This is a genomic window from Colwellia sp. C1TZA3 (assembly GCF_007954265.1).
Taxonomy (GTDB): domain Bacteria; phylum Pseudomonadota; class Gammaproteobacteria; order Enterobacterales; family Alteromonadaceae; genus Cognaticolwellia.
Map to the genome: position 1 here is coordinate 22562 of NZ_VOLS01000043.1, position 14047 is coordinate 36608.

General features: G+C 37.1%; 6 protein-coding genes. 3 read left to right on the forward strand and 3 right to left on the reverse strand.

The genetic code is table 11. The features are described from left to right. Window positions 1-288: 288 nt before the first annotated feature. Window positions 289-1086, reverse strand: coding sequence for an ion transporter (locus ESZ39_RS12715; protein WP_146880272.1), 798 nt, complete (start codon window positions 1084-1086; stop codon window positions 289-291). A gap of 368 nt (window positions 1087-1454) precedes the next feature. On the opposite strand from ESZ39_RS12715, the gene ESZ39_RS12720 reads away from it, so the two are divergent. Together ESZ39_RS12720 and ESZ39_RS12725 are read left to right on the forward strand one after the other, a co-directional pair. Beyond that, window positions 1455-4325 carry a response regulator gene (locus tag ESZ39_RS12720; protein WP_146880273.1) on the forward strand — a complete coding sequence of 957 codons (2871 nt, stop codon included), beginning with the start codon at window positions 1455-1457 and terminating at the stop codon, window positions 4323-4325. 278 nt (window positions 4326-4603) lie between these two features. After that, a complete protein-coding gene (locus ESZ39_RS12725) occupies window positions 4604-7432 on the forward strand; it encodes a response regulator (RefSeq protein WP_191321786.1) in 2829 nt (942 codons plus the stop codon). Between the two features lie 252 nt (window positions 7433-7684). Here the strand turns inward: ESZ39_RS12725 and ESZ39_RS12730 are convergent, their stop codons facing one another. Then, window positions 7685-8002 (reverse strand): DUF962 domain-containing protein, encoded by a 318-nt coding sequence (locus tag ESZ39_RS12730; RefSeq protein ID WP_146880275.1) that lies wholly within the window; start codon window positions 8000-8002, stop codon window positions 7685-7687. 9 nt (window positions 8003-8011) lie between these two features. Next, on the reverse strand, window positions 8012-8656 hold the full coding sequence (locus tag ESZ39_RS12735) for a LysE family translocator (protein WP_146880276.1): 645 nt from the start codon (window positions 8654-8656) through the stop codon (window positions 8012-8014). A gap of 806 nt (window positions 8657-9462) precedes the next feature. Here ESZ39_RS12735 and ESZ39_RS18085 point away from each other — a divergent pair. Further along, on the forward strand, window positions 9463-13140 hold the full coding sequence (locus tag ESZ39_RS18085; protein ID WP_223270378.1) for an EAL domain-containing protein: 3678 nt from the start codon (window positions 9463-9465) through the stop codon (window positions 13138-13140). The last annotated feature ends 907 nt before the right edge of the window (window positions 13141-14047 follow it).

Below are 14047 nucleotides of genomic sequence, written 5' to 3' on the forward strand. Positions count from 1 at the left end.
TATTCATTTTAACCATTAAAAATGAGCAGGTAATTAATCAACTTGGTATAACGCCATTCTGCCGGTATGATCACTAGCTTTATTGACGATGACACAGCTAATGTTCGCGATTTACAGCTGTTTAAAGCACAGCTAAAATAGTTAAATCTGGCATTATTTTTAGTAATGCCAGATTTTATGTAATTTATGGACAGAATAAAAAACAGTCAGTAAAGCGGTCAACAAAGTTATCAGTAGGCTAAGGCAACAACTTGGTATTACTAACACTTTTTACCCAAAGTCACTTAACTAGTGGTTCTTTTTGTTATCTAGCTGCAAAATAAGTGTTTTTAATTCTGTTATTTCTTGCTTTAAATCACTTAAAGTTGGCTGATTTTTGTTTTTTTCTTTCGAGCGTTCTTCTTCCATCACATTAACGACAATACCAATAACCATGTTGAGAAAGGCGAATGCGGTAAAAAAGATAAAAGTCATGTAGTAAATCCAGCTATAAGGATAAATTTCCATGGTCTCATATTGAATGTCGGTCCAATCTTCAAAGGTCATTATTCTAAAAAGTGTCAGCATTGATATGGCTATGTCGCCCCATAATTTTGGGTTAATGTCACTAAACAAAAAACTACCAACAGCTGCATAGATATAAAAAATAATAAACATCAACAACACGACATAGCCTAATTGAGGTAAGGCCTTCACCAGTGAGTTAATCAGTATTCTAAGTTCAGGCACAACAGACACCATTCTCAAAACACGAAAAACCCTAACTAATCTAGCAAGCAACGCCATTTCAGCATCATTTATCGGGATAAGGCTGATAACAACCACCAGCGTATCGAAGACATTCCAAGCGGATTTAAAAAAATTTCTTTTGTTTTCTTCTGTTAAAAACCTTAAGGAAATTTCAAATAAGAAAAAAAGCGTAATAAAGATATCGAGTAGAGAGGTGATGGAAATAGCTGTATTTGATAGAGTGAAAGTTTTAGCGCCAATTTCAAGTGCAGAAATTATAATGACACAAACAACACTTAATTCGAAAAATTTGTTGTTTTTTAGCTTGGTGAAAGCAACTTTAGTTTTCTGATACATTGAGGTAACTTTAATTATGGGTTATAGGTAGCTTTAGGGGCGGATTATAAGCTTTTTGTCACACGCTTGGCTAAGTTTTAGTAAGGTTTTAGTAAGGTTTTAGTAAAGTTTTTAGTGAAGCGCTAGTCACTATTTATGGAAAAAATACCAACTACTTTTCCTAGGGAGATTGTCAAAGTAACAATGAACTAATATCAAAGTAGATAATTTAAAAATCAATTAGCCTTAGCGTTGTTAGTAGAATAGTAAAATGCTATAACTAACGACCGCATAAATTTTTATCAATTGAAATAATAGATTATAAATATATAAGCAAATATAATCATCTACTTGCTAGTAAACAATTGACGTATTTTAAGGTGTCATAGATGGCGGTTTCCAACCGAACGTTGGTATTATCTTTATTGATATTATCTATCAATTTTTTCATTAGTTTTTCGGCACAAAGTCAAGATCCAAGCCAATACGTAGATAAAAACTTTGGTCAGAAGCTATCTGCAATTGAAACCATGGCTGATCAAAATCAAGCCTTAGATTTAATCACCTTACTCAGTGCAGACAGAAGCTTATCAACCTTAGATAAACTCTCTGTTTTAGCCAGTAAAAGTAGAATATATCATCAACTAGGGCAACTTGAAGATGCTATTGAAACTGCCCAAAAAGAACAGCTACTTGCCACTGAGTTTGATTTAAAACGACTTGCCGCTAACGCCTATAAAAGAGTGGGCGTTTATGCTTACTATAATGGCAAGAATCGTTTAGCTTTGCATTCATATCAACAAGCACTTGATTACTACCTTACTCTTGATGAGCCTATTGCCCAAGCCAACTTATACAATAATATTGCTTTAGTTTATGGCAGAACAGACCAAAATGAACTTGAGTTAGCGATATATCAAAAAATTCAGCCTATTTATAAAGAGTTTGGTGATAAAAAAGATCAACTGGACGTATTAAATAATATTGCGAATTTACATTTACGCTTAAAACGCTACGACACATCAATTCCAATGTTTCATAACATAGTCGAAAAGCGTAAAGAAATTTCAGATAAAATTGGTCTAGCGATGGCGTATAGTGATTTAGGCTCCTCTTACAAAAATGCTGCGAACTATCAACAAGCTGAGTACTACATGAAGTTGGCACTTAGTTTACATCGTCAAAATAAAGATAACTATAATGCCGCGTCTACATTACATAACTTGGCTGAACTTAATAATCACCTTCAAAACATTGATCAAGCTATACCTTATGCTAAGGAAAGTATCCGCTTAAGTATTGAACAGGGGCATAACAATGCCTATGTGGGCGCAAAATATAGTTTAGCTATAGCTTACTTTTATCAAGGGAAATATGACCTAGCATTGCAGCATATTGAAGAGTCGACTGAAGTGATTAATAAAATGGAATATAAAGAGCAGCTTAAGTACAACCTGTCACTACAAGCACTGATATATGCCGCGCAACACCATCCCTTTAAGGCAGTTAAAAGCCTACGTGACTTTATGCAAACACAGCTTGAATTGGCCAATAATCAACTCAACTCAAGATTAGCTATTTTTGACTCAAAGCAATTAAAGCAGCAAGTTGAGCAACTAAAGCAACAAAAACGTTTACAAGAATTGGAAGTGGAGGGGTCTTCACAAGCGCGTATTATCATCATTATTGTTATTATTGCTATTTTTTCGATCGTTTTTTTAATTGCTCGTCGAGCAATAGAGTGGCGCTCAAAGCAAGCCCTTGAGTCAAAAGTAAAACAAAGAACTACCGAGCTTGAGTATTTAATGCAAGAGTTACAAAGTGCTAATAAAATTAAAAGTCAGTTTTTAGCAAACATGAGTCATGAAATTAGAACACCTTTAACCACAGTTATTGGCCAAGCTGAGGCGATAATGAGTGGTGATGTTGAAGATGAATTTATCTGCAAAGAAGTTAAAATAATTCATGGCAATAGTTTACATTTACTCGAGTTGACCAACAACATTCTCGATTTAAGTAAAATTGAAGCTAATAAGATAGAACTTGAAATACAAACACAAAACTTGCATAAAATTTTGCAAGAACTCGCGAATATGTTCAGCTTGCAAGCCAGCTCTAAAGGCTTAACTTTTGAAATTATTCATTGCTTGCCAGTGCCCTTTTTAATCGAAATGGATGGCTTACGCGTTAAACAAATTTTGATTAACTTATGTGCTAATGCAGTTAAGTTTACCCCAAAAGGACATGTAGAATTAAACATTAGTCAAAGCGAAAATAACTTAATGTTTAAAATTACTGATAGTGGTATCGGTATGAGTAGTTCGCAGTTGCAAAGCTTATTCGAAAGCTTCACCCAAGGGGATAGTAGCATTAGCCGACGCTTTGGTGGTACTGGCCTAGGGTTATGTTTATCAGACCAGTTAGCCAAAATCATGGGGGGTAAAATTGAAGTTGAAAGTGAGCTAAATCAGGGCAGTGTTTTTGCCTTTAGTTTGCCTTGTACAGCCAGTTTGAGTGAACAATGCAGTGAAAGTAAAATATCGTCTACCGAAAGTATTATTGAAGAAGAATTCCCGCAATTGCAGGGCACTATTTTACTGGCGGATGATCATAACGATAATCGACGACTTATTGCTCGATTATTGGCTTCACTGGGCTTAGAAGTTTTGACCGCCCGTAACGGTTTTGAAGCGATTGCTTTATTTGAACAACATCAACCCAGGTTAATGCTAATGGATATTCAAATGCCGGAAATGGACGGTATCGAGGCGTTTAATATTTTACGGCAAAAAGGCTGTAAAACGCCAATTATTGCTTTAACAGCAAACGCTATGTCACATGAAATAGCGCATTACTTATCCTTAGGCTTTAATGGCCATTTATCTAAACCGATTGAACGAAATGTTTTTATACCAACGATTACAAAATTTTATAATAGTCGTCTTTCACACGAAAAAGCGAGTGAAATCTTCAGTAATCTTGATATGTCAGATTTAGTGCAAAAATTTAAATCTAACTTAGTGTTAGAGCAACAAGACTTAGTATTACACATTAATAATAATGACCTTGAACAACTGAGTAAACTGTCACACCGCATTGCTGGAGCCGCACAAATGTTTGGCTTTGCTGAGTTATCTAAATGTGGCCTGCAATTAGAAACGGTCATTAAAAACAATCAAAACAATCAAAACGAACAAAGCTCTAGTGTTAGTCATCACACCCAAGAATTATTGAATGAGATAGACCAAGTGCTATGGTAAATCTCATATAAACAAGTTGGTTTATGTAAAAATAAAAGCCACTTTTTATGAATGAATTGTTAAGTAAATATTGAGTCGATCGCTGAGTCAGGCAATAAAAAAATCAATTACTCAGAGCGTTGTTAGTCGAATATTAAAATGCTATAACTAGCAGCCAAATAATATATTCATCAATTGAAATAATAGACTAAAGCTAAATGAGCAAAAAGAATAATTTATTTTTTAGTAAAAAATACCGGTATTTTAAGCTGTCATCGATAGTGATTTTTAAGAACATCTTGTTATTACCTTTATTTATTGTATTAACCAGTTTTATGGTACAAAGTCAGAATCAAAACCCATATATAGGTAAAAATTTTGGTCAACAGCTATCCATAATTGAAGCCATGGTCAACAAAAACCAAGCCTTAGAGCTAATAACCTCACACATTGCAGATAAAACCTTATCAACCTTAGATAAACTCTCTATTTTAGCCAGTCAAAGTAGAATACTTCATCAATTAGGCCAACTTGACCGTGCTATTGAGGTTGCCCAAAAAGAACAACAACTCGCTAAGGAATTTGATTTAAAACAACTTGAAGCTGACGCCTATAAAAGAGTGGGAGTTTATGCCTACTATAAGAGCAAAAATGATTTAGCTTTGCATTCATATCAACAAGCACTTAATTATTATCTCACCCTTGATGAACCCATTGCCCAAGCAAATTTATATAATAATATTGCCTTAGTTCATGCAAAAACAAGTGAGTTTGAAAGTGCGCTATTGAGCTATCAATTAGCGGAAAAAATATATCAAAAATTTGGTAGTGAAATCGATAAAATTGACGTGAAATTTAACATAGCTGATTTTTACTTAGAACTAAAACGCTATGATATTGCTATATCTATGTATCATGATGTAATAGAAAGACGGATAAAGATTTCAGATAAAAAAGGCATCGTTATGGCATATAGTGATATAGGTAACGCTTATAAATATGCCGGTGACTATAAAAAAGCGGAGTACTATATGAATCTCTCGCTTAACTCTTCTCGTAAAAATAAATATGATTTTTATACTGCCACGGTGTTATATAACTTAGCCGAACTTCATAACGACCTTCATAATATCAACCAAGCCATAACTTATGCCAAGGAAGCTATTCGCCTAAGTATTGAACAGGAACACGATAATGCTTATACAGGGGCATTATACAGCTTAGCTAAAGCCTGTTTTTATCAAGGAAAATATGACTTGGCATTACAATATACTGAGCGTTCAAGTGAAATGGCTGAAAAAAGGAAAAATAAGGATCAAATACAATATAACCTGTCACTACAATCACTTATATATGCAGCGCAGCATAAAAACTTTAAAGCAGTTAAAAGTCAACGTGATTTTTTGCAAGTGAAATTTGAATTAGATAATAACGAACTTAATTCAAAATTAGCCTTATTTAACTCTGATCAATTGAAACAAGAAGTAGAACAGTTAAAGCAGCAAAAACGTTTACAAGAACTCGAAGTAGAGCGCTCTTCACAAGCGCGTATTATTATTATTATTGTGGTTATTGCCATCTTACTGATTAGCTTTTTAATTGCGCGCCGAGCAATAGAGTGGCGCTCAAAACAAGCACTTGAGTCAAAAGTAAAACAAAGAACTACCGAGCTCGAATATCTAATGCAAGAGTTACAAGGTGCTAACAATATTAAAAGTCAGTTTTTAGCCAATATGAGTCATGAAATTAGGACACCATTAACCACAGTTATTGGTCAAGCTGAAGCGATAATGAATGGTGATGTTGAGGAGGGTTTTATCGGCAAAGAAGTTAAAATCATCCACGGTAATAGCTTACATTTACTCGAACTGACTAATAACATTCTTGACTTAAGTAAAATTGAAGCCAATAAAATAGAACTTGAAATACAATCTCAAGACCTGCACAACATTTTGCAAGAACTGGCGAATATGTTTAGCTTACAAGCGAGTTCAAAAGGCTTAACTTTTGAAATTATTCATTATTTACCAGAGCCTTTTTTAATCAAGATAGATAGTTTTCGAGTTAAACAAATTTTGATTAACTTATGCGCTAATGCGGTCAAATTCACCCCAAAAGGGCATGTGGAATTAAACATTAGTCAAAGCGAACACAGCTTAATTTTTAAAATTACTGACAGTGGTATCGGTATGAGCAGTTCGCAGCTGCAAAGCATATTTGAAAGCTTTACTCAGGGTGATAGTAGTATTAGCCGGCGTTTTGGTGGCACCGGCTTAGGGTTGTGTTTATCAGATCAGCTAGCCAAAATCATGGGGGGTAAAATTGAAGTTGAAAGTGAACTCAATCAAGGGAGTGTTTTTGCTTTTAGTTTACCTTGCACAGCCAGTTTGAGTGAGCAATGCAGTGAAAGTAAAATATTGTCTACGCAAGTTACTGTTGAAGAAGAGCCCATGCAATTACATGGCACTATTTTACTAGCGGAGGATCACAACGATAATCGACGACTTATTGCTCGGTTATTGGCTTCATTAGGTCTAGAGGTGTTAACCGCCCGTAACGGCTTAGAAGTGGTTGCTTTATTTGAACAACATCAACCTGGGTTAATTTTAATGGATATCCAAATGCCAGAAATGGATGGCATCGAGGCGTTTAATATTTTGCGGCAAAAAGGCTATAAAATGCCAATTATTGCCTTAACAGCAAACGCTATGTCACATGAAATAGTGCACTATTTATCCTTAGGCTTTAATGGTCATTTATCTAAACCTATTGAACGAAATGTTTTTATACCAACGATTGCAAAATTTTACGATGGCAGTCTTTTATATGAAAAGGCGAGTGAAATTTTTAGTAACCTTGATATGTCAGATTTAGTGCAAAAATTTAAATCAAATTTGGTATTAGAGCAGCAAGACTTAGTGTTACACATTAATAATAATGACTCTGATCAACTGGCCAGGTTGTCGCACCGCATTGCGGGTGCTGCGCAAATGTTTGGCTTTGCTGAGCTATCTAAGTGTGCTTTGCAACTAGAAATGGTCATTAAAAGTAATCAAAATAATCAAAGCTTAGTGGTTAATCATCACACCCAACAATTGTTGAATGAAATAGACCACGTGTTATGGTAAGCCGTATTTAAGCAAGCTTATTGATATTGAAAAGTTGCTTGGTGTATTTTATCAGCTAAGGCCTGTATAAACCTTAGCTGCCATCAGTAAATGCTAGATTGCCACTTTGAATATAGGCTTGAACATTCTTAAAGCATAATGCTTAATAGCGTGCTCTCATGTCTACTATTTTAATTTTTTGGTTGGTAACATTAATCCTACCTAGCAAAATTTTGCTATAGCCAAGTATAGCCAAGTAAAAGAAAAAGAGCCTTAGAACTTAAGCTTACCCATTAACATGTCTTTATACATAACCCAGTCACCCAGTAGGCTATAGCAAGGATATGTGAAGGTAGCTGGTTTATTCTTCTCAAAGAAAAAATGACCAAGCCAAGCAAAGCCATAACCCAGTAAAGGCAAAGTCCATAGTAATGGCCAAGCAGCATTAATTAAGATATAGGCCAGAGTGATTATAATTAAACTAGAGCCCATAAAATGCAGCCTTCTGGAGATAATATTTTGATGTTGGCTTAAATAAAAGGGATAAAACGATCTGAAGTTTTTATATTGTTTAATTTGTGCATTAGTCATAACAATTACCTAATTTATTTTGCTAGCCAGTACTTTTAGGCCGATTAAAACCATAGCGCCACCAAGTACCCGATCGATCCAATGACCTAAGTGTTGAAATTTTTCATTAACACTTGGCCGAGAAAGTAAAACCACAACAGTAGAAAACCACAGTAACTGTAATATCATCATCCAGACACCGTAAATAACTAAATGCAATATCGGTAAATTAGGCGATAAAACCACAGTAAACAACGCCACAAAGTATACTGGCGCTTTTGGGTTTAAGGCATTACATAAAAATCCTTTCGCAATCGCACTTAACTTGGCATGTTTTTTTAGCGTTTGCTGCTCGCTGAACTCGTCGACAGGGTCAATTTTACTCATTGGTTTAGCCCTTAAACCTTGTACACCTAAGTAGATCAAATAGCCACCACCGATAATTTTTATCGCCCACAACGCGGTTGCTGAGTTAGCAATAACAGCAGCTAAACCTAGTGCAGAATAAATAATATGTACTGACAAGCCCAATGCAATGCCAATACTGACCATAAAGCCTGTTTGTTTGCCGTTAGATAAGGTTTGCTGTGACACCAAAACAAAATCTGGTCCTGGCGATGCCGCCGCCAATAAATGGATGGAAGTTATTAATAGTAAGCCTTGCATTAAATCCATCAGCGTTCCCTAAACAGTAGCCTAAAATGTATTATCGTAAGATAGCCTGAAAAGCGACTAATACCAATTACATTAAGTTATTGCTCACTTGTACTGGTTAAAATAGCTCAAGGCTGTGTTGCTCTCAATCCCAATAGCCAGCTATTGCTCAATCGAGCGCCTTACCTTGAGTCATTTTTCCTGCGCACAACAAGATCACAAACTTAATGGAACCGGTATAATAACACCAATGTTGGTAACATTATAAAAACTCATCACTAAATTTACATGGCTAAAATATAGCTGCAAATTAGTTTATAAAGCATAAATCATTGCTAGTGCCCCCACTTGTGTTGAGTGCGCTAAAATGCCGGTAGGCAATTAATTTATAAACAAATTAAATAACTTTTGCTAAGATGTTGTTTAAATAAAGTGAGCAGGTACTAACTTTATACAAGTGAATTTGGTTTTATTTTTAGAAGGCATTTAGTTCTGCTTTTTTAGCTCGACATATTCAACAAATCAGTATTAAGGTGTTAAACTATTAACTGATTGAATATGAATATTAAGTTATGTATATTTAATAAGAACTTCAGTTAGGCATTTATAGTACTAGAACGTGAGGTCGTAAGCTAATAAGTTGTTTTATTTAGCAACTAAGCTGAAGTAGCACCAAGAGTGCATTAGACTAAGCCCAAAGCAGTCACGTAACAAATTGTTCAAGTGATTGATAACTACATCGGGCTGTAGTCATCCTAAATCAACAGCAATTTTTTCAACCGCTTAAAATAAGTAATACATGCTAAAACTGTGGAGTGAGATCGTGAATGTTCAAATCGAAAACTAATAAAGCAATGTTAGAGTATGTCGAGAGTATCATTAACACGGTGCGGGAACCTTTAGTTGCGCTAGATCAGAACTTAAGGGTAGTCACTGTAAGCCGTTCCTTTTACAAACTTTTTAAGGTCAAGCCTGAAAATACCATCGGGCATCTTATTTATGAGTTGGATAATAAGCAATTCGATATTGAGCTACTGCGAAACCTACTTGAAACCATCTTGCCTCAGAAAAACAGCTTTGATGACTATGTGGTTGAACATGACTTTGCCACCATTGGTCGACGAATCATGCTGTTTAATGCTCGAAAAATTGCACAAACTGAAGGCAGCGAAATTATTTTATTGGCTATCGAGGACATCACCGGACGGGCAGATGAATTAGTTATTGCCAACAAAGAAAAATATAAGTTGTCAGACAAATTAGACACCGCCAACGAAGAGAAAAGTAGGCTGGTAGATGAACTAGACATCGCCAAAGAAGAAAAAGATAAACGAGCAAATGAGCTGGTTATCGTCAAAGAAGAGAAAGATAAGCGAGAAAATGAGCTAATTATCGCTAAAAAAGAAAAGAATAAACTGGTAGATAAACTAATTATCGCCAAAGAAGAGAAAGATAAGCGGGCAGACGAACTGGTCATCGCCAAAGAAGAAAAAGATAAACGAGCAAATGAGCTGGTTATCGTCAAAGAAGAGAAAGATAAGCGAGAAAATGAGCTAATTATCGCTAAAAAAGAGAAGAATAAACTGGTAGATAAACTAATTATCGCCAAAGAAGAGAAAGAGAAGCGGGCAGACGAACTGGTCATCGCCAAAGAAGAAAAAGATAAACGAGCAAATGAGCTGGTTATCGTCAAAGAAGAGAAAGATAAGCGAGAAAATGAGCTAATTATCGCTAAAAAAGAGAAGAATAAACTGGTAGATAAACTAATTATCGCCAAAGAAGAGAAAGATAAGCGGGCAGACGAACTGGTCATCGCCAAAGAAGATAAAAGTAAACGAGCAGACGAACTGGTCATCGCCAAAGAAGAGAAAAGTAAGCGAGCAGATGAACTGGTTATCGCCAAAGAAGAGAAAAATAAGCGAGCAGATGAACTGGTTATCGTCAAAGAAGAGAAAGATAAGTTAGCAGACGAATTAGACACGGTTAACGAAGAGAAAGATAAACAAGCAGATGAACTAGGCATTGCCAACGAAGAAAAAGACAAGCGAGAAGATGAGCTAGTCATCGCCTTTGAAGAGAAAAGTAAACTGGTAGATGAATTAGTCATCGTCAAAGAAGAGAAAGATAAGCGAGTAGATGAATTAGTCACAGCCAAAGAAGAGAAAGATCAGCTGGCTGATGAATTAGACATTGCCAACGAAGAAAAAGATAAACGAGCAGATGAATTAGTCATCGCCGAAGAAGAAAAGGGTAGGCGAGCCGATGAACTAGGTATCGCCAACGAAGAGAAAGTTAAGCGCGCAGATGAACTAATCATAGCGAACAAAGAATTGGCTTTTCAAAACAAAGAAAAAGACAAGCGGGCAGATGAACTGGTTATTGCCAACAAAGAAAAAGATAAACGTGCTGAGGAGTTAATTCTTGCGAACAATGAACTTGCCTTTCAAAATAAAGAAAAAGATAAGCGCGCAGACGAATTAGGCGTTGCTAACAAAGAAAAAGATAAGCGAGCAGGTGAGTTAGTCATTGTGAACCAAGAACTTGCTTCTCAAAACAAAGAGAAGGATAAGCGGGCAGATGAACTCGGGATTGCCAATAAAGAGAAAGATAAGCGAGCCGATGAACTCGTTATTGCCAACAAAGAGAAAGACAAGCGCGCCGATGAATTAGTTATTGCCAATAAAGAGAAAGACAAGCGCGCTGACGAGTTAATTATTGCGAACAAAGAACTAGCCTTTCAAAACAAAGAGAAAGATAAGCGAGCCGATGAATTAAGTATCGCCAATGAAGAGAAAGAAGGTCTGTTAAGAAAGCTTAAGCGCGCTGCGAGTGTTTTTAGTCACGCGAATGAGGGCATCATGATAACTGATGCCACCGCAACTATTACTGAAGTTAACGAAACTTTCAGCCGTATTACGGGTTACACTTCTGAGGAAATGTTGGGGAAAAACCCAAGCATACTGCAATCTGGTCGTCAGTCGTCAGAATTTTATGCCGAAATGTGGGCTACGCTACTAACACAAGGCAACTGGCGTGGTGAGTTATGGAATCGCCGTAAAAATGGTGAAATTTTCCCGGTCATGCTGACCATCAGCGCGGTAAAAAATAGCGCTGGTTTGGTGCAGCACTACGTTTCATTATGCACTGACATTACAACCATGAAGGCGTATCAAGGGCAACTTGAAGATATTGCTCACTACGATGTACTGACCAAGCTGCCTAACCGTGTATTATTGGCAGACCGTTTAAGCCAAGGTATGGCAAAGTGTCAACATCGTCATCAGTCATTAGCGGTGGCGTTTATGGACTTAGATGGTTTTAAAGAAGTCAATGATAACCATGGCCATAATGTTGGGGATGAACTACTGATTGCTGTGTCAAAACGGATGAAAAATGCCTTACGTGAAGGTGATACTTTAGCACGTATTGGCGGTGATGAATTTATTGCTGTTATGGGTGGTTTAGAAAATTTTGAGGATAGTCAGCCTATATTAGACCGTCTATTAAAGGCTGCTGCTGCCCCTGTTCGCATTGGTAATGAGGTTATACAAGTTTCAGCAAGTATTGGTGTGACTCTTTATCCACAAGATAGCTCAGATGCAGACCAACTTATGCGTCATGCTGACCAAGCTATGTATGTTGCTAAGCAAGAAGGCAAGAACAGTGTTCGCTTATTTGATACCGCTCAAGAAAGCGCGAGTAAAACGCAACTAGAAAGTATTGATGATATTCGCCTAGCTTTGGAGCGACATGAATTTGTGCTGTATTATCAGCCGAAGGTGAATATGCACACTGGTGCAGTGATAGGCGTAGAAGCTTTAATTCGCTGGCAGCACCCGATTCGTGGTTTAGTACCACCTTTAGAATTTCTGCCAGTAATTGAAAATCAAGCTATTAGTTTGGAACTAGGTGAATGGGTTATCACTAGTGCCTTGAGCCAAATAAGTCAGTGGCAGAATATGGCAATTAACCTACCTATCAGTGTCAATATCAGTGGTTATCAGTTACAACAAGCTAACTTCGCAGAGCGCTTAGCGGCATTATTGGCCGCTCATTCTGAGGTGAGTCCATACTGTTTAGAATTGGAAATACTGGAAACCAGTGTGTTATATGATATCAGCAAAGTATCTGCAACGATGAATGCATGCCATGAACTTGGTGTAAGCTTTGCCTTAGATGACTTTGGTACAGGGTATTCATCACTTACTCACCTAAGACGTTTGCCAGCACAATTGATTAAAATCGACCAGAGCTTTGTGCGCGACATGTTAGACGATGTCGACGATTGCGCGATTGTTGAAGGCGTAATAGGACTCGCTAAAGCATTCAGGCGTGACGTAATAGCCGAAGGTGTAGAAACTATCGCTCATGGAGCTGCACTGTTGCAACTGGGGTGTGAGTTGGCGCAGGGCTATGGCATTGCTCGACCCATGCCTGGGAGTGATATTCCACAATGGCTATCTCAATGGAGAGCTGATAATTCATGGCTTATTGAGCCAAACTGACTCTGACCACTAAGCCGTTATACTCGTCTATTATACCCGCTCCACTTCAAGGTGCAGGTTTGTGCAAGTCGAGAAAGGGTTAGGTACCAGGCATGAATTGAAGAGAATAGTTATTCTTGGCAACTGCTCCTGCGTTGCTCTAATAACCCACATCCCTGTGGGAATATTGTCGAAATCCATAACGCCACAGATGACCCTTTATCGGCTTGCCCGTAGGGAGCTAAGCTAGAAAACCAGTCCAGCGTTGCATACATGGATATATGTACTTAGGTTTTGTCTGGAACAAAAAACCTGTGCACTACTTGGTAAGGTTCCTACATGGCCGTTCTTAGCCATCCATGGCTCCACGGCATTAGTACTTCCATGCACGTCGATGTAGGACATTAGGGTAACGCAGGAGCAGTTACCGAGAATAACCATTATCTTCGTATTGCGCCTTGAGCTGATTTCCTAGCTTAACGCTGAAACTGCATCTTGAAGTGGAACGGGTATAGAGGGCATCATGGCATCGTAATTTGCATCGTAATTTGCACCGTTAGCCACCAGTGCTTCGGACTTACCCGCGATAATGGTTTCTATAGTCTAAGTTATTATTTATATTGAGAAGTATTATGATGAAAGATGCAAAAAATGAAGTTGCGGATGAAGTTAAAGCAAAACTATTGTATTGGCGTAATATAAAAAGTAAGAGAAATAAAGCCTCTTGGATTCAAATAGTAAGTGCATAACTTGAATAGGTAGAAAAAGTGGTCAGCTGAATATATGCTTATCGCTTTTTCTCCAGCAAGAGATGCAACAATGAAAACATATGAACAGCTGACCTATGAACAACGATGCCAGATTTTTGCTTTAAATAAAACAGGCATAAGCCAAAATAAAATGGCAAAGCAACTCAGTATTAGTCAGT

What these genes read in the sequence shown, in the direction of transcription:
- ESZ39_RS12715 (WP_146880272.1), bottom strand. Translation starts at nt 1,086, where the DNA reads ATGTATCAGAAAACTAAAGTTGCTTTCACCAAGCTAAAAAACAACAAA.
- ESZ39_RS12720 (WP_146880273.1), top strand. Translation starts at nt 1,455, where the DNA reads ATGGCGGTTTCCAACCGAACGTTGGTATTATCTTTATTGATATTATCT.
- ESZ39_RS12730 (WP_146880275.1), bottom strand. Translation starts at nt 8,002, where the DNA reads ATGACTAATGCACAAATTAAACAATATAAAAACTTCAGATCGTTTTAT.
- ESZ39_RS12735 (WP_146880276.1), bottom strand. Translation starts at nt 8,656, where the DNA reads ATGGATTTAATGCAAGGCTTACTATTAATAACTTCCATCCATTTATTG.
- ESZ39_RS18085 (WP_223270378.1), top strand. Translation starts at nt 9,463, where the DNA reads ATGTTCAAATCGAAAACTAATAAAGCAATGTTAGAGTATGTCGAGAGT.